Here is a 24,030-nt window from a genome sequence, read left to right as displayed (position 1 = left end):
AACGTATTGACGGGGTGCTTTATGACCAACACTCAGAAGGGTTAATGATGTCTTTCACCGTTCACGCCAGGGACGGACAACGTCCGCCTGCCACTCATCCGTCACTGCTGGCGGTTTGTATTGCTTTTGCACTGACGCCAGCGGCGGGCTTTGCGGCCACCACGGCAGCGCCGGAAGATACGCTGGTTGTCGATGGTTCGTCCTCAGGCACGACGGCAGCCACAGAAAGTGAAGATTACAGCGTTAAAACCACCGCCTCCGGCACCAAAATGCTGCTGGTTCAGCGCGATATTCCGCAGTCGGTGACGCTGGTCAGCGAACAGCGGATGAAAGATCAGAAGCTGGAGTCGCTGGGCGACGTGCTGAAAAATACCATCGGTATTTCTGAGAGCGTGGCGGATTCCGATCGCAGCACCTTCTATTCCCGCGGTTTTCTGATCGACAACTATATGGTCGATGGCATTCCGACGCTGTTTGAATCCCGCTGGAACCTGGGCGATGCGATGTCGGATACCGCTATGTATGAGCGTATTGAAGTGGTGCGCGGCGCGAATGGTCTGACGACCGGTTCCGGCAACCCTTCTGCGGCGATTAATATGGTGCGTAAGCACGCTGACAGCCGTGAATTCACCACCAACGTCAGCGCAGAGTACGGCAGCTGGAACAAGCAACGTTACGTGGCGGATCTCTCCACCCCGCTTACCGAAAACGGTAACATCCGTGGTCGTATGGTGGCGGGCTATCAGGATAAGGACAGCTGGCTGGATCATTACGGTCAGAAGAAAAAATTCTTCTACGGCGTGCTGGATGCCGATCTCACTGACGCCACGGCGTTCTCCGTGGGTTACGATTATCAGGAAAACAACACTGACCATCAGACCTGGGGCGGCCTGCCGCGCTGGTATACCGACGGCAGCAAAATCAAGGCCGATCGCAGCGACAGTACGGCGCCTGACTGGGCCTACAGCGATACCGAAACGCAGCGTACTTTTGTCACTCTGAAGCAAAAGCTGGGCGATAACTGGCAGCTTACGGTAAACGGTACGCATACCGAAACTGAGCTCGACAGCAAGGCGCTGTATCTGGACGGCCAGGTTGATAAAACCACCGGCCTGATGGTCAGCCCGTATGGCGCGTCCTATCCCTTTGTTGGCGGCACCGGCTACAACACCGGCAAGCGTAAAGTGGATGCCATCGATACCTTTGCTAACGGCAATTACGAACTCTTTGGTCGTCAGCATGAGCTGATGGTGGGCACCAATTACACTAAACAGCACAATATCTATTACAGCTCGTGGGAGAACATCGGCGATACGCAGTTAGGCAACTACAGCGATTATACCGGTAACTTCCCGGAAACCGACTGGTCGCCGTTGAGCCTCGCGCAGGAAGATACGGTGCGTCAGAAATCCGCGTATATGGCGACCCGCATTTCGCTGGCGGATCCGCTGCACCTCATTATGGGCGCGCGCTATACCAATTACACGCTGCATACCCTGACCCAGGATCTGGAGAAGAACAATACTTCGCCGTATGCGGGCGTGGTGTTTGACATCAACGATACCTGGTCCACCTATGCCAGCTATACCTCGATTTTCCAGCCGCAGACGCAACGTGATAGTCAGGGTAAATACCTGTCGCCGATCACCGGTAACAACTACGAAGCGGGTGTGAAAGCTGACTGGATGAACAGCCGCCTGACGACTTCGCTGGCAGTATTCCGCATTGAGCAGGATCATCTGGCGCAGTCCACAGGCGGCGTGGTTCCCGGCAGCAACGGGGAAACCGCATATCGTGAAGCGAATGGTACCGTCAGCCGCGGCGTTGAATTTGAAGTGAACGGCGCACTGACGGACAACTGGCAGATGTCCTTCGGCGCAACGCGTTATGTGGCGGAAGACAGCGAAGGTGTCGCGGTAAACTCAGATCTGCCGCGCACATCGGTGAAAATGTTCACCAGCTATCGCCTGCCGATGCTGCAGGACCTGACGGTCGGCGGTGGCGTGAACTGGCAGAACCACACATGGGCTGATGTACCTGTTGCCAGCGGCACGCTGCGTTCAGAACAAGGCAGCTACGCGCTGGTGGATCTGTTCGCCCGTTATCACGTGACCAAAGCGCTTTCGGTGCAGGCGAATCTGGATAACCTGTTCGATAAAACCTACGAAACCAACGTCAACAGCCGCACCTATGTGTTCGGCGAGCCGCGTAACTTCTCGGTTAGCGCGAACTACAGCTTCTGATACTCCGCGTAAATGACTTGCCCGGCGGCGCAAGCTTGCCGGGCCTACAGTAACCAAACCCCATAAATGTAGGCCGGTCCCGGTATGTAGGCCGGTGTAAGCGAAGCGCCACCCGGCACAGTTCCCGGTATGTAGGCCGGCGTAAGCGAAGCGCCACCCGGCACAATCCCAGTCCCCAGGCCAGCGTCAGCGAAGCGCCACCCGGCTTCACATTCACCAGACGTAAAAAAGGGAGCCATTCGGCTCCCTCAGTCTCCCCAGACTATTTCTTAGTGGTTGCGGATGTATTCATCCATCTCGGTTTTCAGGTTATCGGATTTGGTACCGAAAATTGCCTGAACGCCGGAACCTGCAACCACCACACCTGCCGCGCCCAGTTTCTTCAGGCCAGCCTGATCCACTTTAGCAACGTCAGCCACGCTTACACGCAGACGTGTAATGCAGGCATCCAGGTTAGTGATGTTATCTTTACCGCCGAAAGCCGATACCAGAGCCGGAGCCATTTCGCTGGTGCCGGTCGCTTTTGCGTCTTCGGTTGCGTCTTCACGACCCGGGGTTTTCAGATCCAGCGCTTTAATCAGCACACGGAACACGGTGTAGTACACCGCCGCGTAGCACAGACCCACAACCGGGAACAGCCACAGGTTGCTGCCGTTGCCGCTCAGTACCACGAAGTCGATCAGACCGTGGGAGAAGGACGTACCGTCACGCATACCCAGCAGGATACAGATCGGGAAGGCCAGACCAGCCAGTACCGCATGGATTGCGTACAGCACCGGCGCCACGAACATGAAGGAGAATTCGATTGGCTCGGTGATACCGGTCAGGAACGAGGTCAGCGCAGCGGAGATCATGATACCGCCCACTTTCGCACGGTTCTCAGGTTTCGCTGAGTGCCAGATCGCGATTGCTGCAGCCGGCAGACCGTACATTTTGAACAGGAAGCCGCCGGACAGTTTACCCGCAGTCGGGTCGCCTGCCATGTAGCGCGGAATGTCACCGTGGAATACCTGACCTGCGGCGTTGGTGTATTCACCAATCTGCATCTGGAAAGGAACGTTCCAGATGTGGTGCAGACCGAACGGCACCAGGCAGCGCTCAATGAAGCCGTAGATACCGAACGCCACGACCGGGTTCTGATAAGCAGCCCACTGAGAGAAGGTCTGAATAGCGGTACCGATTGGCGGCCAGATGAAGGACAGCACGATGCCCATTACGATCGCAGCCAGACCAGAGATGATCGGCACGAAGCGCTTGCCCGCAAAGAAGCCCAGATATTCAGGGAGCTTGATACGGTAGAAGCGGTTAAACATGTAGGCCGCTATCGCACCGGAGATGATCCCGCCCAGAACACCGGTATCCGCCAGGTGTTTAGCCGCGATTTCTTCAGCAGGTAAATGCAGCACCAGCGGCGCTACCACCGCCATGGTTTTCACCATGATGCCGTAAGCGACCACAGAGGCCAGCGCAGAAACGCCGTCGTTATTGGTGAAGCCCAGCGCAACACCGATAGCGAAGATCAGCGGCATGTTAGCAAAAACGGAACCGCCCGCTTCAGCCATGACATGGGAAACAACTTCTGGCAGCCAGCTGAAGTTTGCCGAACCGACGCCCAGCAGGATACCTGCGATAGGCAGTACGGATACTGGCAGCATCAGTGATTTACCGACCTTCTGCAGGTTAGCAAATGCATTCTTAAACATAATTGAGAGTGCTCCTGAGTATTTGTGCTTTTTTTTACGTTTTCACGCATTGGCGCGGGGGGAGAACCGCGCCCTGGACGGGACATCTAAGCGCCCTTTATTTATTACGCAGAGTAAAATAAATCAGCGTAACATTGTTTGACGGCTATCACGTTTCAGCCAGGACCGTTCTTAAAACTTGCACTATTTTACAAAAGTCTTGTCTGAATGTGTCAAAAAAGAGTGTCACCGCCCCGTTTGAGGCGGTGAACTTTACTCGCAAAGCCTATTAATTACGAGCTTTAAAAAAACTGTGCGATCAGGAAAATTGCAGGCGGGCAGGGTCGATATGGAAGAGTCTGGCAAAGTTTTGTGTCGTTTGTTGCGCCAGTTCTTCAACCGGAACACCTTTCAGTACCGCCATGTACTCCGCGACATCGCGGGTCATCGCAGGCTGGTTTTCTTTACCACGATGGGGAACCGGGGCCAGATACGGCGAATCCGTTTCCACCAGCAGCCTGTCGAGCGGTATGTAACGCGCGGCATCTCTGAGCTGCTCCGCGTTACGGAAAGTGACAATCCCGGAAAATGAGATATAGAAGCCCATGTCCAACAATTTACCGGCTGTTTCTTTGTCTTCAGTGAAGCAGTGTAGTACACCCCCGCAATCCGTCACCTTTTCTTCGCGCAGAATAGCCAGCGTATCTTCGCGGGCATCGCGCGTATGGACGATCACCGGCTTGTTCAGCTCGCGCCCAATACGGATGTGGTTGCGGAAGGATTCCTGCTGCTGCGTTTTGGTTTCCGGGGTGTAGAAATAGTCGAGACCCGTCTCGCCCATCGCCACCACGCCCTCCTCCGCCGCCCACTGACGCAGGGTTTCCACTTCATAAGCCTCGTCCTGATTCAGCGGATGCACGCCGCAGGAGAAGACCACGTTATCGCGCTCGCCCACCAGATCACGCATGGCACGGTAACCCGGCAGCGTAGTGGCGACCGCCAGACAAAATTTCACGTCGCGCGCGGCGGCTTTCGCCAGCACATCATCAACGTCTTTATGCAGGGATTGATAATCCAGGCCATCAAGATGGCAATGTGAGTCAACTAAAAACATAAGATCTCTTTCAGAAGTGGGATACAGGAAGCACGGTGCCCGGTTGCAGATAGTGCTCCCAGCATAAGAGTAGATCGGTTAACAGCAGTTCGCGATTTATGCCGGTGACGTCCAGCAACTGCCCGCGACACTGAAATACCGCCGTGAGGATCGCCTGCAGGCGCGCCGTCGGCAGATGCTGCGCCAGACGGTGAACTAACGGCTGCGCGTCGACGTTGGTCAGCAGGGTCGCGCCCTGCTGCATTTTCAGCGCGTCCATCAGCAGCGAGGCCAGCCAGTGCAGGCGCTCCGCCACCTGATCGTGATTAAGCACGCCCAGCAGAGAGAGCCAGTCGGCGCTGTCCAGCGCGGTATTTACCGCGGTACAGAGCGTCTGCCGCTGGGCGGCGCTTTCAGTCTGTAACAGTTGCGCTGCCGCACCCGGCGCACCGCCGCATAAACGCAGCGCCGCAAGGCTGGCCTCAGGGCTGGCGGTGGTTTCCCGCGCCAGCCAGGCGCTGGCGTAGCTTTCTGACGGCGGGGATAAATGATGAATACGGCAGCGGCTGCGCAGGGTGGCGAGCAGGCGCGCAGGTTCGCGGCAGGCGAGGAAAAACCAGGTGTTCGCCGGTGGCTCTTCGAGCGTTTTCAGCAGGGCGTTAGCAGCCGCATCGGTGAGCAGCGCCGCGTCGCTGATCCACACCACTTTCGCGCCGCCCAGCCGGGCGTGCTCATAGAGCTTTTCACTGACATCGCGCACCGCATCAATACCCAGCGACGCTTTGCCTTTTTCCGGCGTCAGGGCGTAATAGTCCGGATGGGTGCCCGCCTGCATTAACTGACAGCCGCGACACTGGCCACAGCTTTTGTGCTCCACCGGCTGCTGGCACATCAGATAGCGGGTGATGGCGTAGATCAGCGCATCTTCCCCCATGCCGGGCAGCGCATGGATCAATAACGCATGGTGTCCGCGTCCGGTCTGATAGCTGGCAATCAGTTGCTCAAAGTCCGGGCGTAGCCATGGATACCATTTCATGCGCCCTGCTCCCGCACCCAGCTGGTCACGGTGTGGCGGATATCGCGGATCACATCGTCCAGAGATTGCGTGGCATCGATGGTTTTAATGCTTGCGTCCTGCGCCGCCAGCTCAAGGTAGCGCGCACGGGTACGGTTAAAGAAATCCAGCGACTCCTGCTCGATGCGATCCAGTTCACCGCGGGCGCGGGCGCGTTTCAGGCCCACTTCCGGCGTGACGTCGAGATACAGCGTTAAATCCGGGCGGAAACTCCCCAGCACCGCGTCGCGTAGCGTGGCGAGCATTGCGTTATCAATGCCCCGTCCGCCGCCCTGATAGGCCTGGGTGGAGAGATCGTGACGGTCGCCAATCACCCAGCAGCCGCGATCCAGCGCCGGTTTGATCACCGTTTCCACCAGCTGCACCCTGGCGGCGTAAAACATCAGCACTTCGGCTTTATCGTTAATGATCTCATCGCCGACCGATTTAATATCCAGCACCAGACTGCGCAGTTTTTCGGCCAGCTGGGTGCCGCCCGGCTCGCGGGTGAAGATCATCTCGCCGATGCCAAGTTGCTCCAGGGTTTCCACCACGACGTTGCGCGCCGTGGTTTTCCCTGCACCTTCGAGACCTTCAATAACGATGTATTTACTGCCCATTTTTTTCCTTTAATACTTTCAGATAGTCCTGCACTGAACGGTTATGGCTGGCGAGATTGGTGTTGAAGGTATGCCCTCCCTTACCGTCAGCCACAAAATAGAGATACGGCGTTTTGGCCGGATGCGCGGCGGCCTTCAATGAGGCTTCGCCTGGCGTGGCGATGGGGCCAGGCGGCAATCCGGTGATGGTATAGGTATTGTACGCGGTTGGCGTCTCAAGATCGCTGCGCGACAGTTTACCGTTATATTTTTCACCCATGCCGTAAATCACCGTCGGATCGGTTTGCAGACGCATGCCAATGCGCAGGCGGTTGATAAACACCGAGGCGACGCGGTCCCGCTCGCTGGCGACCGCCGTCTCTTTTTCAATGATGGACGCCATGGTGACCAGCTGATTTTTATCCGCGTAGGGCAGTCCTTCCATCCGCCCTTCCCAGGCGCTGTCCACTGCCGCCACCATTTTCTGATGCGCGCGCTTCAGCAACGCAATATCCGTGGTATTGGCGGTATACATCCAGGTGTCCGGCCAGAACCAGCCTTCCACCCATTCCGGGTTGTCGAACTTGAGCGCAGCGGCGACGGTCTGATAACTGTCGTCCTTCAGCGTGTGCCTGATATAGGGCGCGTTACGCAGCTGGCGAAGATAATCGCTCAGGCGCATGCCTTCCACCAGACGCAGCGGGAACTGCGCTTCTTTGCCGCTTTCCAGCAGCAACAGCATGTCGCGCACGGTCATTTTCGGCGTCAGGCGATAGGTCCCGGCCTTGAAGTGCGACAGATCCGGCTCCACGCGTAATAACCACTGAAAGACGCGCGGGCGATTAATGATCTTCTCAGCATGCAGCTGATCGCCAAGGGCGATGCGGCCCGTGCCAGCTTTCAGAGTGAAAATAGTCTCTTCTTTTACAAGGATCGGGCTGTTCGCCATCTGGCGGACTTTCCACAGACCCGCACCCGCAGCGATAACCAGGATCACCGCGAGGATCAGCACGAACCGAAACAGTTTCTTCATGACGAAATCGAATGCTCACAAAGTGGGGCTAAAAATTGATACAGCGTGCGTGACGTCCACGTCCGTTCGCCATATGCACGAACCGCAATAACCGGCATTAACGCATTACAGATGAGCACTTCGTCGGCATCTGCCAGGGCTTCTTCTGCCGCATGGACTTCCACCACACGAAAGGGTGACGCCGCCAGCTGCGCAATACAGTGCTGGCGCATAATACCGTTCACGCCTGCGTGATCCAGATTCGGGGTAAAGACGTCATTGCCTTTTCGCCAGAACAGATTCGCGGCACAGCATTCCGTAATGAACCCGTCGCTGTCAAGAACCAGCGCTTCGTCGGCGGTCGTCTGCTCAAGATGAGTACGGATCAACACCTGCTCCAGCCGGTTGAGATGTTTGATACCCGCCAGATGAGGATTGCGCCCGAGACGCACCGGGCTTAAGGCGAGCCTGATGCCCTCCTCCCGCCAGCGATCATAGTGTGCAGGCAGGGGGGACACGGACAGCAGGCGCGTCGGCGCATGACAGGCGGCAGCGCTATATCCGCGTCCGCCCGCGCCGCGCGTAAGCATAACCTTCAGTACGCCCTGTTGATGGCCGTGCGCCAGATGGCGCATCTCGGCTTCCAGTACCTGCCAGTCAGTAAATGGCAGCATCAGCCGCTCACAGGCTTCACGCAGACGACGAATATGGGCCGGTAATAGCTGGACTTCAGCCTGGCGGATCCGGGCTGTGGTAAAGCAGCCGTCGCCAAACTGGATAGCGCGGTCGTTCGCGGCAAGCGAGTCTTGTTCACGTCCATTTATCAAGAACATAGCGGCTCCTGTTTGCATGGCACGCCAGTCTGGCAGGATGAAAGAAGAAGGACAAGCGGAGAAAGCTGAAATGGAAATAACAAAGGCCCGCAGAGCGGGCCTTTTCAGGCTACGGGGATCAGACGCGTTTAAAGATCAACGAGCCGTTAGTACCACCAAAGCCGAAGGAGTTACACAGCGTGTACTCAAGACCAGAGACCTGACGCGCAGTGTGTGGCACGTAATCCAGGTCGCAACCTTCATCCGGGTTATCCAGGTTGATGGTTGGCGGGATCGCCTGATCGCGCAGCGCAAGGATGGAGTAGATGGACTCTACTGCCCCTGCGGCACCTAACAGGTGTCCGGTCATCGATTTAGTCGAGCTGACCATCAGGGTACGGGCTGACTCGCCAAAGATCGATTTAACGGCCTGAGTTTCCGCTTTGTCGCCGGCCGGCGTCGAGGTGCCGTGCGCGTTGACGTAACCGATTTTAGCCGGATCGAGCTGCGCGTCACGCAGCGCATTGGCCATCGCCAGTGCCGCGCCTGCGCCGTTTTCCGGCGGTGAGGTCATATGGTAAGCATCGCTGCTCATACCAAAACCCACCAGTTCCGCATAAATTTTCGCGCCGCGTTTTTTCGCGTGCTCGTACTCTTCAAGCACAATAATGCCTGCGCCGTCACCCAGCACAAAACCATCGCGCTCTTTATCCCACGGACGGCTTGCCGCTTGCGGGTTATCGTTACGCGTCGACAGCGCACGTGCTGCACCAAAACCACCCACGCCCAGCGGCGTACTGGCTTTCTCAGCGCCACCTGCCAGCATCACGTCAGCATCGCCATAAGCAATGATACGCGCCGCATGACCGATGTTATGCACGCCAGAGGTACAGGCCGTGGCGATGGAGATGCTCGGACCCTGCAGGCCAAGCATGATGGTCAGATGACCGGCCACCATGTTCACAATCGTTGACGGCACGAAGAACGGGCTGATTTTGCGTGGACCACCATTCACCAGGGAAGTGTGGTTCTCTTCGATTAAGCCAAGACCGCCAATACCGGAGCCAATCGCCGCGCCAATGCGCCCTGCGTTCTCCGGAGTGACTTCCAGGCCAGAATCCTGCATGGCCTGCCAGCCCGCAACAATTCCATATTGAATGAAGGCATCCATCTTGCGCTGTTCTTTGCGCGAGATAATGTCTTCACAGTTAAAGTCCTTTACTAAGCCAGCAAATTTCGTTGCATAGGCGCTAGTATCGAAATGGTCGATCAGGCTGATGCCACTCTGACCGGCAAGGAGAGATTTCCAGGTGGACTCTACGGTATTGCCGACAGGAGACAACATGCCGAGTCCGGTCACAACTACACGACGCTTAGACACGCTTGTCCTCCAGGGAGGGAAAAAAAGATTTTGTGGGACTAAAAGATAAAACTCAGGCGGTCGAATGACCGCCTGGAGATGTTCACTTACGCCTGGTGACCGTTGATGTAATCAATGGCAGCCTGAACAGTAGTGATTTTCTCAGCTTCTTCGTCCGGAATCTCAGTATCAAACTCTTCTTCCAAAGCCATTACCAGCTCAACGGTGTCAAGAGAATCTGCGCCCAGGTCATCAACAAAAGATGCATTGTTGGTCACTTCTTCCTGCTTAACGCCCAGCTGCTCGCCGATAATCTTCTTAACGCGTTCTTCGATAGTGCTCATACTCTTAAATTTCCTATCAAAACTCGCTTTCGCGATGGTTTTCGTAGTGTATAAAATGTTGAAAAATTTGCAACTAAATCCCGGCAGTTCTTACCACGATTTTACGCTATTTTGAGGCCTTTTGGCCTGATAACGCAAATAAAATTATTCCCTAAATGTGTTTTAGGAAATAACGTGGTTAAACCATATACATCCCGCCGTTGACGTGCAAAGTTTCACCCGTGATGTAACTCGCCTCGTCTGAAGCTAAAAATGCAACCGCATTGGCGATTTCCTGAGCGCCACCGAGGCGACCCGCAGGAACCTGCGCCAGAATACCCGCACGCTGTTCGTCAGAGAGCGCACGCGTCATGTCCGTTTCAATAAAGCCCGGAGCAACAACGTTTACCGTAATACCGCGGGACGCGATTTCACGCGCCAGCGATTTACTAAAGCCAATCAGACCCGCTTTCGCCGCAGCGTAGTTGGCCTGACCTGCATTTCCCATGGTACCGACCACAGAACCGATAGTGATAATCCGACCATGACGTTTTTTCATCATAGCGCGCATTACCGCTTTTGACAGACGGAAAACAGATGAAAGGTTGGTTTCGAGAATATCGATCCACTCATCATCTTTCATACGCATTAACAGGTTGTCGCGAGTGATCCCGGCATTATTGACCAGGATGTCCACTTCGCCAAACTCCGCGCGAATATTTTCCAGTACAGATTCAATAGATGCCGGATCGGTCACGTTTAACATCAGACCTTTACCGTTAGCACCTAAATAATCACTGATCGCCTGTGCGCCACTTTCGCTGGTTGCCGTACCGACAACTTTCGCGCCGCGGGCGACCAGCGTTTCAGCGATTGCGCGGCCAATGCCACGGCTTGCACCGGTAACCAGTGCAACTTTTCCTTCAAAACTCATGGTTTTGGTTTTCCTCTGTTATTGCTCAAGCGCCGCTGACATCGCCGCCGGCTCGTTAATGGCCGACGCTGTCAGGGTGTCAACAATACGTTTGGTCAGGCCGGTCAGTACTTTACCAGGACCGACTTCATACAGGTGCTCCACGCCCTGCGCAGCCATGAATTCAACGCTCTTCGTCCATTGTACCGGACTGTACAGCTGGCGAACCAGGGCATCACGGATGGCCGCAGGCGTGGTTTCACATTTCACATCCACGTTGTTCACAACCGGAACTGACGGAGTGTTAAAGGTGATTTTCTCAAGCTCTGCCGCCAGCTTCTCTGCCGCAGGCTTCATCAGCGCGCAGTGTGACGGTACGCTGACCGGCAACGGCAACGCGCGTTTTGCGCCCGCCGCTTTACAGGCTGCGCCTGCACGTTCAACCGCTTCTTTATGACCGGCGATCACCACCTGGCCCGGCGAGTTAAAGTTCACCGGTGAAACCACCTGCCCTTCGGCAGATTCTTCGCAGGCTTTAGCGATGGCCGCATCGTCCAGGCCAATAATAGCGGACATGCCGCCCGTACCCGCAGGCACGGCTTCCTGCATAAATTTACCGCGCAGCTCGACCAGGCGAACCGCATCAGCGAAATCAATAACGCCCGCGCACACCAGCGCAGAGTATTCACCCAGGCTGTGGCCTGCCATCATGGCAGGGGTTTTACCGCCCGCCTGCTGCCATACGCGCCACAGCGCCACGGAAGCCGTCAGCAGCGCAGGCTGCGTCTGCCAGGTTTTATTCAGTTCTTCTGCCGGGCCCTGTTGAGCCAGCGCCCACAGATCATAGCCCAGCACCGCTGTCGCTTCGCGGAAAGTTTCTTCAATCACCGGATAGTCGGCAGCCAGTTCAGCGAGCATGCCAACGGCCTGAGAGCCCTGTCCCGGGAACACAAATGCAAATTGCGTCATGTTTTTATCCTTAAATTTTAGAAACGAACCAGTGCGGAACCCCAGGTGAACCCGCCGCCGAAGGCTTCAAGCAGCACCAGCTGCCCCGGCTTGATGCGTCCGTCCCGGACGGCTTCGTCTAAGGCGCATGGCACCGAAGCCGCAGAGGTATTGCCATGACGATCCAGGGTCACGACAACGTTATCCATCGACATGCCCAGTTTTCTGGCTGTCGCGCTGATAATACGCAGGTTAGCCTGGTGCGGCACCAGCCAGTCGAGTTCACTGCGGTCGAGGTTATTCGCCGCCAGGGTTTCTTCGACGATGTGCGCCAGTTCCGTCACGGCCACTTTAAAGACTTCGTTACCGGCCATCGTCAGATAAGTCGGGTTGTCCGGCGTCACGCGATCAATGTTCGGCAACGTCAGTAATTCACCGTAACTGCCGTCAGCGTGCAGATGGGTGGAGATAATGCCCTGCTCTTCAGACGCGCCGAGCAGCACGGCACCCGCACCATCGCCAAAAATAATAATGGTGCCACGATCCGCCGGATCGCAGGTGCGGGCCAGTACATCGGACCCGATCACCAGCGCATATTTCACGGCGCCGGATTTTACGTACTGATCGGCAATGCTCAGGGCATAGGTGAAACCGGCACAGGCTGCGGCCACGTCGAAGGCCGGACAGCCTTTAATTTCCAGCATGCTCTGCACCTGGCAGGCCGCGCTCGGAAAGGCGTGCGTCGCTGACGTCGTTGCCACGATGATCAGGCCAATTTCATTCTTATCAATACCTGACATTTCCAGCGCGCGTTTTGCTGCCTCGAAACCCATGGTAGACACGGTTTCATCAGGCGCGGCAATGCGGCGTTCGCGGATACCCGTGCGCGTGACAATCCACTCGTCGGAGGTATCCACCATTTTTTCCAGGTCGGCGTTGGTTCGCACTTGTTCAGGCAGATAGCTGCCGGTACCAATAATCTTCGTATGCATGTACGCTCAGTCTTTTTCCGGTAACACAGATTCCAGGCGAGCGGCAATCCGCGAAGGGACTTGTCGCTGCACCGCCTGCACTGCCTGTTCAATCGCGACTGTAAACGCTCGCTGATTGGCTGCACCATGACTCTTAATCACCGTGCCGCGCAATCCTAACAGACACGCGCCATTATACTGGTCGGGGTTGAGGTGACTGAATCGCCTGCTCAGGCTTTTTTGTAACCAACGCTTTAATAAAATCAGCCACCACGACCGTTTTTTCCCCTCGCCCTGCGATTTCAGCAGCGAAAGGAACATTCTGACCACACCTTCCATGGTCTTTAATGTGACGTTTCCCGTAAAACCGTCACATACCAGCACATCCGTTTTGCCGGTGAGTAATTCGTTAGCTTCAAGATAGCCAATATAGTTAATCGACGGGATGGATTTTAACAAGGCTGCGGCATCGCGAATGCTGTCGAGACCTTTGGTCTCTTCTTCGCCGATGTTCAGCAATGCCACGCGGGGATGAGGAATGCCAAGCACTTCTTCCGCCATCACCGAACCCATCAACGCGAACTGCATCAGCATCGTGCTGTCGCAATCCACGTTAGCGCCTAAATCCAGCACCACCGTTTTGCCCTTCTGCTGATGCGGTAATACCGTCATCAGCGCCGGACGCTCAATGCCGTCAATCGGCCTGAGCAGGAGTTTAGCCAGCCCCATCAACGCGCCGGTATTCCCTGCGCTCACGCAGGCCTCGGCGCGCCCTTCTTTTACCAGCTCCAGCGCAATGCGCATCGAACTGCCACGGCTATTGCGTATCACCTGCGAGGCGCGCGCATCACTGGCAATAACTGACTGCGCAGGGATAATCTGCAGACGCGAACGTTGTTCGAAATCAGCTCTGGCAAGTAATGGCGTGATTGCGTCGGGATCGCCGACTAAAAGAAGAGTGAGTTGTGAATTAGAATTCAGTGCCTGCAATGCTGCAGGCACCGTCACGGAAGGGCCAAAATCGCCCCCCATGACATCTAACGCCAGGGTTAGACGTGTCAAGGCGGTATATCCCCGCTTACACGGGGAAATCCTCACTAAGCTTCATCACGCAAAAGCGTGATTACTTAGTGATTACCTTGCGACCACGGTAGAAACCGTCAGCGGTCATGTGGTGACGCAGGTGAGACTCACCAGAAGTTTTGTCTACAGACAGGCTGGTGACTGCGGTCAGCGCGTCATGGGAACGACGCATGCCACGTTTGGAACGGGTTGGTTTATTTTGTTGTACGGCCATGGACCTTACTCCTCAATTACGGTTATCCACGTAAGAACAGGCAGAACCTGTTACTTGCGCTTTAAGCTGGCTAATACGGCAAATGGGTTTGGCTTTTGCGCTTCATCAGGCAATTCACCAAACACCATGTCCGCCTCGGACACTTCACAGTGTTCAGAATCATGCACCGGAACTACCGGCAAGGTGAGGATAATTTCATCTTCCACCAGCGCCAGCAGATCGATTTCACCAAATTCGTTGACCTGAATTGGCTCGTACGCTTCCGGGAGTGCTTCGGCCTGTTCGTCTTTGACGATCGGGCTAAAACAATACTGTGTGTAGACCTGATGGGGAAACGGCTTCCCGCAACGCTGGCATTCGAGCGTTACCGATACCTTCGCATCGCCGGTTAATACCGCCAGACGCTGGTTGTCGATAGCAAACGACATGGAGCATTCCACATCACTGTCCACACTAACTACGGATTCGGCGACACGCTCAGCCTGATCGCGAGTATAGATTCCCTCGTAATCAAGGCGTTTTTGAGCCGTACGGACCGGATCAAGAGTCAGGGGTAATTTTACCTTTTGCATAGGGCGCGCATATTAACTTTGTAATGTCATAGAGTCAAAGAAAAAGGCAGCCTGCGGTTGCCTTTTGCCAATTATTCGCACACATTGCGGCCTGTAGTTTAAAATGCCTGACCTGGTTACGCTATATAAAAGGTGGAAAAAATATGTCAAATCTCGTGCTCGCTTCCACTTCGCCTTATCGTCGCGCGCTGCTGGAAAAAATTGGCGTGCCTTTTGAGTGCGCCGCCCCCGGTGTCGATGAAACGCCCAGGGCGGGCGAAACCCCGCGTCAGCTGGTGCTGCGACTGGCGCAGGCGAAAGCGCAGTCCCTTGCCGAACGTTATCCGGCGCACCTTATTATCGGTTCCGATCAGGTGTGCGTACTGGATGGTGAAATTACCGGTAAACCGCTGACAGAAGAAAATGCATACTGCCAGTTGATGAAGGCGCGGGGCAATATCGTTACTTTTTATACCGGCCTTGCGCTTTATAATTCCGCTACCGGTCATCTGCAAACCGAATGTGAGCCTTTCGATGTGCATTTTCGTCACCTCAGCGAGCAGGAGATCGGCGATTACCTGCGTAAAGAGCGTCCGCTGAACTGTGCAGGCAGCTTCAAAAGCGAGGGCCTTGGCATCACCCTGTTTGAACGCCTTGAGGGGCGCGACCCCAATACGCTGGTGGGTCTGCCGCTGATTGCCCTGTGCCAGATGCTGCGCCGGGAAAACAGTAATCCATTATTATATTAATGCCTTAAGGATCACGGTTTAAGACCGGCATTGCTCTATTATTCATCACCTGACTTTTTAAAACCGCGTTTTAATTTAAAGGTGGGTGATGAAATATTCAGCAAAAGCATTTCTGGCAATGATGTTATTTGTAACCAGCGGCTCGGGTATGGCGGAAAATAAACCGCCGACCGGCATTATCGAAGGTAATCTTCCGGGCAACGTGGCGGCGTTAAAAGCGCAGATGACCTATCCCGACGCCTGGCAGTCCAGCCATTTCTCTGACTTCACCCGCTGGCAGCAGCACGCCCGCCAGCTGTTGCGCAGCGCCCTGCTGACGCCGGATTCACATAAGCCATTTGCGCCGCAGACGCTGATGGAGGAGGATCGTGGCAGTTACCTCGCCCGCAAAATCGCCCTGAACATCACCGACGACAACCGTATTAACGCCCTGATGCTGCTCCCCAAAGCAGCGGGTCCCCATCCGGCGGTGGTGTTATTGCACGATCACGGTTCAAAGTTTGATATTGGCAAAGAGAAAGTCATCCGCCCGTGGGGGAATGCCGAAACGCTCGCCAGCGCGCAGGCGTGGGCCGACAAGTTCTTCAGCGGGCGTTTTCCCGGCGATGAGCTGGCCAGGCGTGGCTATGTGGTAATCGCCATCGACAGCACCGGCTGGGGCGAGCGTGGCCCGCTGGTGTACGAACAGCAACAGGCGCTGGCGAGCAACTATTTTAACCTTGGCCGCTCGCTGGCCGGTGAAATGGCCTATGAAGATATGCGCACCGTGGATTTTCTCACCACGCTTAATAACGTCGACAGCAAACGCATTGGCGTGCTGGGCTTCTCAATGGGCGGTTTCCGCGCCTGGCAGCTGGCCGCCTTGTCGGACAAGGTGGCGGCCACGGCAGTAATTTCCTGGTTTGGCACCTATGACGGTCTGATGCAGCCGGGCAATAACGTGCTGCGCGGGCAGTCCGCCTTTTATATGCTTCATCCCGGTATGCCTGCACATCTCGATATTCCCGATGTCGCCAGCATTGCCGCGCCGAAACCCATGCTGATTTTTAGCGGCGGCAAAGATAAGTTATTTCCGCCACAGGCGGTCGAGGATGCCTTTGCCCGCGCCCGAGAGGTCTGGGCGTCGCAACAGGCGGATGACAGATTAGTGACCAAAAGCTGGCCGGAACTCGGGCATGTTTTTTATCAGCAACAACAGGACGAGGTTTACCCCTGGCTGGATAAATGGCTCAGGCCATAAGCCCTCGTCCTGTCGGGTGTTACTTCGCGTTGCGTAACACCTGCAGGCAGTGTTTGAGCTGATCGTCCAGCGGCGCTTCGATGCGGATCGCTTCACCCGTATTCGGATGCGTAAATTTCAGCGCCGCAGCGTGCAGGAACAGGCGATTCAGACCGGTGCCGGCAAGCTGGCGATCAAAATCGCGATCGCCGTAGCGATCGTCAAAGGCGATAGGATGCCCGGCGTGCTGCGTATGGACGCGGATCTGGTGCGTACGGCCCGTCACCGGGCTACAGCGTACCAGCGTGGCATGTTCATAGCGCTCTTCCACTTTGAAGCGCGTCTCGGACGGCTTACCTTCCTGGCTTACGCGCACAATACGTTCGCCGCTTTGCAGAATATTTTTCAGCAGCGGCGCCTGCACCACTTTCACATGCGACTGCCACTGGCCGCGTACCAGCGCCAGATAATCTTTCTGCATACCCTTTTCGCGCAACTGTTCATGGAGCGAACGCAGCGCCGAGCGCTTTTTAGCGACCAGCAGGACGCCGGAGGTGTCGCGGTCAAGACGATGCACCAGCTCAAGGAAACGGGCTTCCGGACGCAGCGCGCGCAGGCCTTCAATCACGCCAAAGCTCAGGCCGCTGCCGCCATGTACGGCGGTACCGGACGGCTTGTTGAGCACCAGAATATGATCGTCTTCATAAAGAATGACATCGCTCAGCGCCGCCACTTTTTGCAGATGGGGCGACACGGCTTCTTCATCACGTTCGGCAACGCGTACCGGCGGGATACGAATTTCATCGCCATCCATCAGTTTGTATTCCGGTTTGACGCGTTTTTTGTTCACCCGCACTTCGCCTTTACGCAGAATGCGGTAAATCATGCTCTTCGGTACCCCTTTTAACTGGGTACGCAAAAAGTTGTCGATTCGTTGCCCGGCTTCGTCAGCCGAAATAGCAACCATTTTTACGGCTGGAGTCTCTGTTTTCATGGTTGGCGATTCTAAATAGCCACGCCGAATAGCGCCACTCATTTTTCTATGCTTATATTTAGGATTACCCGGTAGGGTTTGCGCATCGTTATGCTTTTTGATGGCTTTTAGAACAATCTCGAAGCAGCGGTGAAAAAACTGTGAGTAACCGGGTGATAAATGGTAAAAGTCATCTTGCTATAACAGGGTTAGCAAGGAATAATGTTTACGCTTTCCGTGTTCAAGCTTGTTATAACAATGAATTTTACGGAATCACCAATTTTGCCCGTTCGTTCATCCACGCAGCAATGGCGTAAGACGTATTGATCGTTCAGGCAGTTAGCGGGCTGCGGGTTGCAGTCCTTACCGGTAGACGGAATCTTCTCTGGAGAGTTTTCCCAGGCTGTTCCCCGAATAATTGCGCTGTTTTTCCGTATGAAATACAGGCAACCGACACTCTGCGCCTCTTAAGCGTACGACAACCGTGAGGTTGGCGACGTGAACAGACACGAGGCCATCGGTTCACACCCGGAAAGGCGATACTCTGCCCGTAGCTTAGTCGTCAATGTAAGAATAATGAGTAAGTTACGATGAAAAGAATGTTAATCAACGCAACTCAGCAGGAAGAGTTGCGTGTCGCCCTCGTTGATGGGCAGCGTCTGTACGACCTGGATATTGAAAGTCCTGGACATGAACAGAAAAAAGCGAACATCTACAAAGGCAAAATCACCCGTATTGAACCGAGCCTGGAAGCCGCATTCGTAGATTACGGTGCCGAGCGCCACGGCTTTTTACCTCTCAAAGAGATTGCCCGCGAATATTTCCCTTCTAATTACAGCTCCCACGGTCGTCCAAACATCAAAGATGTGCTGCGCGAAGGCCAGGAAGTTATTGTACAGATCGACAAAGAAGAGCGTGGCAACAAAGGTGCGGCACTGACCACCTTTATCAGTCTTGCAGGGAGCTACCTGGTCCTGATGCCGAACAACCCGCGCGCGGGTGGCATTTCTCGTCGTATTGAAGGCGACGATCGTACCGAATTAAAAGAAGCGCTGGCCAGTCTTGAACTGCCGGACGGCATGGGTCTGATTGTTCGCACCGCCGGTGTGGGTAAATCAGCCGAAGCGCTGCAATGGGATCTCAGCTTCCGTATGAAGCACTGGGAAGCCATTCAGAAAGCCGCTGAAAGCCGCCCTGCTCCGTTCCTGATCCATCAGGAAAGCAACGTGATTGTGCGTGCCTTCCGTGATTACCTGCGTCAGGATATTGGTGAGATCCTCATCGATAACCCGAAAGTGCTGGAGCTGGCGCGTCAGCACATTTCTGCGCTGGGTCGTCCTGATTTCAGCAGCAAAATCAAACTGTACACCGGTGAAATTCCGCTGTTCAGCCATTACCAGATCGAATCGCAGATTGAATCCGCTTTCCAGCGTGAAGTGCGTCTGCCGTCCGGTGGCTCTATTGTTATCGACTCCACCGAAGCCCTGACCGCCATCGACATCAACTCCGCGCGGGCAACCCGTGGCGGCGACATCGAAGAAACCGCGTTCAACACCAACCTGGAAGCGGCAGACGAGATTGCCCGTCAGCTGCGTCTGCGTGACCTCGGCGGCCTGATCGTTATCGACTTTATCGATATGACCCCGGTGCGCCACCAGCGCGCGGTGGAAAACCGTCTGCGCGAAGCCGTGCGTCAGGATCGCGCGCGTATCCAGATCAGCCATATTTCACGCTTCGGCCTGCTGGAGATGTCCCGTCAGCGCCTGAGCCCGTCGCTGGGCGAGTCCAGCCATCACGTCTGCCCACGCTGTAGCGGTACGGGCACCATTCGTGACAACGAATCCCTGTCCCTCTCCATTCTGCGTCTGATTGAAGAAGAAGCGCTGAAAGAGAATACCCAGGAAGTTCACGCCATCGTGCCGGTGCCGATTGCCTCCTATCTGCTGAACGAAAAACGTGCAGCAGTAAGCGCAATTGAAGCGCGCCAGGGCGGTATCAAATGCGTGATCGTGCCAAACGATCAGATGGAAACGCCGCACTACTCTGTGCTGCGTGTGCGTAAGGGTGAAGAAACCTCAACCCTGAGCTACAAGCTGCCTAAACTGCACGAAGAAGCGATGGCGATGCCGTCGGAAGAAGAGTACGCCGAGCGTAAGCAGCCGGAACAACCTGCGCTGGCTACCTTTGCCATGCCGGAAATTCCGCCAGCTCCTGAAGCCACTGTGGCAGCGCCGGCTGATAAGCCTGCCGCCGCCGCGCCTGCTGAAAAAGCAGCGCCTGGCCTCATCAGCCGTATACTTGGCGCGCTGAAAAAACTCTTTGCCGACGACGAACCTGCCAAACCGGCTGAAGTGAAAGCGGAAGCTGAAGTTAAAGACGTGAAGCCGGAGCGTTCACAGGAGCGTCGTAAGCCGCGCCAGAACAATCGCCGCGACCGCAACGATCGCCGTGATAATTGCGATAACCGTGATAATCGCGATCGCAATGAGGGTAACGACAGCCGCGAAGGACGCGATAATCGTGAAGCCCGCGATAATCGTGAAGGCCGCGAAGATAACCGTCGTAACCGTCGCGAGAAGCAGTCGCAGAACGGTGAAGCGCGTGAAAATCGCCAGCCGGTCGCTGCGGTTGAAGAGGCGGATAAAACCAAATCCCGTGACGAGCAGCAGCAGTCCCGCCGCGAGCGCAACCGTCGTCGTAACGATGATAAGCGTCAGGCGCAGCAGGAAGTTAAAGTGCTGAATGGCGATGAGCCGCAGCCGCAAGCTGAGCAGGATGTGGTTGAGCAGGAAGAGCGTGTGCAGACGCTGCCGCGCCGTAAACAGCGCCAGCTGAGCCAGAAAGTACGCTTCGGCGAAGCAGCCCCTGCGGTGACCGAAGAGGTTACAGACGCGCCGGTTCAGGACGCGCCAGCGGCACATACCGAAATCGCAAAAGTGGATCTGCCTACGGTAACAGAACAGGCTGCCGGGGAAGAGTCGACGGAATCCCGTGACAATGCGGGAATGCCGCGTCGTTCACGCCGTTCTCCTCGTCACCTGCGCGTCAGCGGCCAGCGCCGTCGTCGTTATCGTGACGAGCGTTACCCGACCCAGTCGCCGATGCCGATGACCGTCGCCTGCGCGTCGCCAGAAATGGCGTCCGGCAAGGTATGGATCCGTTATCCGGTCGCCCAGAGCGTGGAACCGGTGCAGGAAGAGGCTATCGTTGACAACGCGCCGGTAGAAGCCATCGCGGAGCAGATCGAACAGACTGTACTGCCGGTTACCGCCGCAGCTGAGCAGGCGGAAGTCGCGCAGGAAACCGTGACCACTGAAGCGCAGGCAGCAGAACCGCAGATGAGTGAGCCGCAGGTGGTTGAGCCGCAGACTCCGGTCAGCGCGCCTGAGCCGGTTGTGGTTGAAACCACCCATCCCGAAGCCATTGCCGCCCCGGTTGCAGCCGAGCCGCAGTTGATTGATGAAGCCGATGAAGCTGTCGCTGAAGAAATCATTGCCGCTGCGGAACCTGCCGCTGAAACGGAAACCGCTAAAGCGGAAGACGTTGCAGCGCCAGCAGCCCTGCCGGTTGAAGCAGATGAGGTGAAAGCGGAGCCGGTTGCGCCGGTGAAAGCAGAAGAAGTGGCAGCGCCTGTTGCCGCTCCTGCCGCAGAGCCGGTGAAAGCGCACAGCGCACAGCCAGCCGCCACCGCGCCTATGACCCGTGCGCCAGCGCCGGAGTATGTTCCGGAAGCGCCGCGTCACAGCGACTGGGTACGCCCGGCTTTTGAGTTCAGCGGTAAAGGCGCGGCCGGTGGTCACAGTGCAACGCATCACGCGTCAGCACCGGCCACCCGCCCGCAGCAGCCTGAGTAATCCTCAGCCTGCGTAAAAAAGCCGACCTTCGGGTCGGCTTTTTTTATATCTCACATCGCAGATTTCTCCAGCTTACCCGCCAGGTACCCGCATTCCCGCAAGTCCGGGCATCACATCACGCATTAACTGTAAAAAAGCCCGTAACCGCGCCGGATAATAACGCGCCCAGGGATAAACCAGATGTACCGGCAGCGGCGCGGGCTGCCAGTGGGGCACCAGCTCCACCAGCCGCCCGGCGCGAATATCCTCTTCCACCGTCCAGCCGGAGACAATGGCCGCGCCCAGCCCGGTGAGTGCGGTATTACGCGTGGCATACAGGCTGTCAGTGAAAAGCCTTGGCGTAATCGGGATATGCTCCACCGCGCCATGCCGGTCGGTCAGCACCACCTCGTGTTGATAGAAGGTGCTGAGCGCCACCCAGGGCAGCGCCGCCAGCTGCTGCGGCCTTTCCACCGGCGGATAATTTGCCAGCAGCGAGGGCGCGGCCACCACGCGACGCGGTACTTCCGCCAGCATTACCGACACCGTGGACGGATCCACTTCAGCGCCCACGCGGATCGCGCAGTCAATATTGTCGCTGAGAAAGTCGACGCTTTTATCATTAAGAAACCACTCCACTGACAGCTTCGGATGCTGCTGCAAAAACGCCGTCAGCGGCGCCAGCAGTTGTTCCTGACCAAAGGCATGGGGCGCGCGCACCCGTAACATGCCCACCGGCTCGTCTCCGGCAAGGCTCAGCTCATCTTCCAGCGTCGTCCAGGCGTCGATAACGTTTTTCGCATGCTGATAGCAGCGCTCGCCGTCATCGGTCAGCTTCATGGCGTGGGTGGTGCGCAGCAGCAATTTTGCGCCGAGCAGGGTTTCCAGCGATTGTAACCGACGGCTGACGGTGGCCTGGGTGGTGACCAGCTGGCGGGCGGCGGCAGAAAGGGAACCGCTTTCCACGATGCGTACAAAAGTCCGCATCAGATCCACCCTGTCTATACGCTCAGTGCGTTTCATAATTCTCACGCCTATACGTTTAACGTATAACCGTTTTACCACTGCGCTGGCTACCGCGCTACCCCGGAACAGGAAAAAATGACCCTACACCTTATAGAGGACACTATTATGAACGGTCATTCCCCCCTTTTTGATGTACCACGCTGGTTGATTTTTATTCTTGCTATCGGCGCGGGTTTCAGCGTCGCGGCGATCTACTATGCGCAACCTTTGCTGCCGTTGATGGGCAGTGACCTGCATCTCACCATCAATGGTATGGGACTGGTGCCGACGCTGACGCAGGCGGGCTATGCGCTGGGAATTTTATTTCTGCTGCCGCTGGGCGACCGCTACGATCGCCGTCTGCTGATCCTGTTGAAAAGCGCGGCGCTGGCGGTGTTTCTGCTGGCCTGTAGCCTGACGTCGGAACTGAACACCCTGCTGGTGGTCAGTCTGCTGGTCGGTATGGCGGCGACCATGGCGCAGGACATCGTGCCCGCCGCCGCGATCCTGGCGCCGGAAGGCAAACAGGGCAAAACCGTTGGCACAGTGATGACCGGCCTGCTGCTGGGGATCCTGCTGTCGCGTACCGTCAGCGGTTTTGTTGGCGCAGCTTTTGGCTGGCGCGTGATGTATCAGCTCGCCGCGGCCAGCATTGCCTTTATTGGCGTGGTGTTGTGGTGCGTACTGCCGCGTTTCGCTGTCCACTCGCAGCTTAGCTACCCGGCGCTGATGAAATCCACGGTGCAGCTGTGGCAGCGTTACCCAGCCCTGCGCCGTGCGGCGCTGGCTCAGGGTTTTCTGTCCGTCTCGTTCAGCGCCTTCTGGTCAACCCTGGCGGTGATGCTGCTGGAGCATTATCACCTTGGCAGCGCGGTGGCCGGTACTTTTGGCATCGCCGGTGCGGCAGGTGCATTAGCCGCGCCGCTGGCCGGTGGGCTGGCAGATAAAGTCGGTGCGGCACGCGTCACTCAGTTAGGCGCCCTGCTGGTCACCATCGCCTTTGCCCTGATGTTTGTCATGCCGCTGCTGTCCACTGAAGCGCAGCTGGTGGTGATTGCCCTGTCGGCCATTGGTTTTGATCTGGGTTTGCAGTCCAGCCTGGTGGCGCATCAGAATCTGGTGTACAGCCTTGAACCTAAAGCACGTGGCCGCCTGAATGCCCTGCTGTTTACCGTGGTGTTTATCGGCATGGCCGCAGGCTCGGCGCTGGGCAGTAAAGTCTACTCAATGGCGGGCTGGCCTGCGGTGGTGGCTCTTGCCACGGTCTGCGGGGTGATTGCGCTGGCTATCCGCCTGCGCGCCGGGGAAACCCGTACGCAGGTACAGACACAGCCGTAAACCGGCATAAAAAAAGCCCGCGCTGTGATGGCGCGGGCTTTCTTACATCAGGATA

The 24,030-nt window shown here is 56.4% G+C and carries 21 protein-coding genes; 5 read left to right on the top strand and 16 right to left on the bottom strand.

Going from position 1 to position 24,030, the window contains the following annotated elements:
* Positions 1 to 47: 47 nt before the first annotated feature.
* On the top strand, positions 48 to 2,243 hold the full coding sequence (gene fhuE / locus BMF08_RS14025) for a ferric-rhodotorulic acid/ferric-coprogen receptor FhuE (protein ID WP_072569432.1): 2,196 nt from the start codon (positions 48 to 50) through the stop codon (positions 2,241 to 2,243).
* Between the two features lie 269 nt (positions 2,244 to 2,512).
* Here the strand turns inward: fhuE and ptsG are convergent, their stop codons facing one another.
* The 14 genes from ptsG to yceD form a co-directional block, all read right to left on the bottom strand.
* Entirely contained in the window at positions 2,513 to 3,946 is a 1,434-nt protein-coding gene (ptsG, locus tag BMF08_RS14020; protein WP_072568169.1) for a PTS glucose transporter subunit IIBC, read from the bottom strand.
* A 298-nt stretch (positions 3,947 to 4,244) separates the two neighbouring features.
* On the bottom strand, positions 4,245 to 5,039 hold the full coding sequence (locus BMF08_RS14015; RefSeq protein WP_072568168.1) for a metal-dependent hydrolase: 795 nt from the start codon (positions 5,037 to 5,039) through the stop codon (positions 4,245 to 4,247).
* A gap of 10 nt (positions 5,040 to 5,049) precedes the next feature.
* The gene (holB, locus tag BMF08_RS14010; RefSeq protein ID WP_072568167.1) at positions 5,050 to 6,054 is read right to left on the bottom strand and encodes a DNA polymerase III subunit delta'; all 1,005 of its coding nucleotides are present in this window, start codon (positions 6,052 to 6,054) and stop codon (positions 5,050 to 5,052) included.
* Entirely contained in the window at positions 6,051 to 6,692 is a 642-nt protein-coding gene (gene tmk / locus BMF08_RS14005) for a dTMP kinase (RefSeq protein ID WP_072568166.1), read from the bottom strand. The genes holB and tmk overlap by 4 nt, the downstream gene beginning before the upstream one ends.
* Entirely contained in the window at positions 6,682 to 7,704 is a 1,023-nt protein-coding gene (yceG, locus tag BMF08_RS14000) for a cell division protein YceG (RefSeq protein WP_072568165.1), read from the bottom strand. The genes tmk and yceG overlap by 11 nt, the downstream gene beginning before the upstream one ends.
* Positions 7,701 to 8,516, bottom strand: coding sequence for an aminodeoxychorismate lyase (pabC, locus tag BMF08_RS13995; RefSeq protein ID WP_072568164.1), 816 nt, complete (start codon positions 8,514 to 8,516; stop codon positions 7,701 to 7,703). The genes yceG and pabC overlap by 4 nt, the downstream gene beginning before the upstream one ends.
* Positions 8,517 to 8,634: 118 nt before the next feature.
* The gene (gene fabF, locus BMF08_RS13990; RefSeq protein ID WP_072568163.1) at positions 8,635 to 9,876 is read right to left on the bottom strand and encodes a beta-ketoacyl-ACP synthase II; all 1,242 of its coding nucleotides are present in this window, start codon (positions 9,874 to 9,876) and stop codon (positions 8,635 to 8,637) included.
* Positions 9,877 to 9,962: 86 nt separating this feature from the next.
* Positions 9,963 to 10,199: an acyl carrier protein gene (acpP, locus tag BMF08_RS13985; RefSeq protein ID WP_072568162.1), complete on the bottom strand. Its 237-nt coding sequence runs from the start codon at positions 10,197 to 10,199 to the stop codon at positions 9,963 to 9,965.
* 178 nt (positions 10,200 to 10,377) lie between these two features.
* On the bottom strand, positions 10,378 to 11,112 hold the full coding sequence (fabG, locus tag BMF08_RS13980; RefSeq protein WP_072568161.1) for a 3-oxoacyl-ACP reductase FabG: 735 nt from the start codon (positions 11,110 to 11,112) through the stop codon (positions 10,378 to 10,380).
* Between the two features lie 18 nt (positions 11,113 to 11,130).
* Entirely contained in the window at positions 11,131 to 12,060 is a 930-nt protein-coding gene (gene fabD / locus BMF08_RS13975; RefSeq protein ID WP_072568160.1) for an ACP S-malonyltransferase, read from the bottom strand.
* A 17-nt stretch (positions 12,061 to 12,077) separates the two neighbouring features.
* A complete protein-coding gene (locus tag BMF08_RS13970) occupies positions 12,078 to 13,031 on the bottom strand; it encodes a beta-ketoacyl-ACP synthase III (RefSeq protein ID WP_072568159.1) in 954 nt (317 codons plus the stop codon).
* Positions 13,032 to 13,037: 6 nt separating this feature from the next.
* The gene (plsX, locus tag BMF08_RS13965) at positions 13,038 to 14,072 is read right to left on the bottom strand and encodes a phosphate acyltransferase PlsX (protein ID WP_072568158.1); all 1,035 of its coding nucleotides are present in this window, start codon (positions 14,070 to 14,072) and stop codon (positions 13,038 to 13,040) included.
* A gap of 61 nt (positions 14,073 to 14,133) precedes the next feature.
* On the bottom strand, positions 14,134 to 14,307 hold the full coding sequence (rpmF, locus tag BMF08_RS13960; protein ID WP_042392755.1) for a 50S ribosomal protein L32: 174 nt from the start codon (positions 14,305 to 14,307) through the stop codon (positions 14,134 to 14,136).
* 50 nt (positions 14,308 to 14,357) lie between these two features.
* Positions 14,358 to 14,879 (bottom strand): 23S rRNA accumulation protein YceD, encoded by a 522-nt coding sequence (yceD, locus tag BMF08_RS13955; protein WP_072568157.1) that lies wholly within the window; start codon positions 14,877 to 14,879, stop codon positions 14,358 to 14,360.
* 143 nt (positions 14,880 to 15,022) lie between these two features.
* On the opposite strand from yceD, the gene BMF08_RS13950 reads away from it, so the two are divergent.
* Both BMF08_RS13950 and BMF08_RS13945 read left to right on the top strand, forming a co-directional pair.
* Positions 15,023 to 15,607, top strand: coding sequence for a Maf family protein (locus tag BMF08_RS13950; protein WP_072568156.1), 585 nt, complete (start codon positions 15,023 to 15,025; stop codon positions 15,605 to 15,607).
* 118 nt (positions 15,608 to 15,725) lie between these two features.
* Positions 15,726 to 16,847 carry a dienelactone hydrolase family protein gene (locus tag BMF08_RS13945; protein ID WP_099458786.1) on the top strand — a complete coding sequence of 374 codons (1,122 nt, stop codon included), beginning with the start codon at positions 15,726 to 15,728 and terminating at the stop codon, positions 16,845 to 16,847.
* 19 nt (positions 16,848 to 16,866) lie between these two features.
* On the opposite strand, the gene rluC is transcribed toward BMF08_RS13945, so the two are convergent.
* Positions 16,867 to 17,820 (bottom strand): 23S rRNA pseudouridine(955/2504/2580) synthase RluC, encoded by a 954-nt coding sequence (rluC, locus tag BMF08_RS13940; protein ID WP_099458760.1) that lies wholly within the window; start codon positions 17,818 to 17,820, stop codon positions 16,867 to 16,869.
* 569 nt (positions 17,821 to 18,389) lie between these two features.
* On the opposite strand from rluC, the gene rne reads away from it, so the two are divergent.
* Positions 18,390 to 21,653 carry a ribonuclease E gene (gene rne, locus BMF08_RS13930; protein WP_072568153.1) on the top strand — a complete coding sequence of 1,088 codons (3,264 nt, stop codon included), beginning with the start codon at positions 18,390 to 18,392 and terminating at the stop codon, positions 21,651 to 21,653.
* 72 nt (positions 21,654 to 21,725) lie between these two features.
* On the opposite strand, the gene BMF08_RS13925 is transcribed toward rne, so the two are convergent.
* Entirely contained in the window at positions 21,726 to 22,655 is a 930-nt protein-coding gene (locus BMF08_RS13925; RefSeq protein ID WP_083580912.1) for a LysR family transcriptional regulator, read from the bottom strand.
* A 108-nt stretch (positions 22,656 to 22,763) separates the two neighbouring features.
* Between BMF08_RS13925 and BMF08_RS13920 the strand changes: the two genes are divergently transcribed.
* Positions 22,764 to 23,975 (top strand): MFS transporter, encoded by a 1,212-nt coding sequence (locus BMF08_RS13920; protein WP_072568151.1) that lies wholly within the window; start codon positions 22,764 to 22,766, stop codon positions 23,973 to 23,975.
* Positions 23,976 to 24,030 lie beyond the last annotated feature (55 nt).

The organism is Enterobacter sp. SA187 (genome assembly GCF_001888805.2).
In the GTDB taxonomy this organism is placed as follows: domain Bacteria; phylum Pseudomonadota; class Gammaproteobacteria; order Enterobacterales; family Enterobacteriaceae; genus Enterobacter_D.
This window is presented reverse-complemented; position numbering and strand designations above follow the sequence as displayed.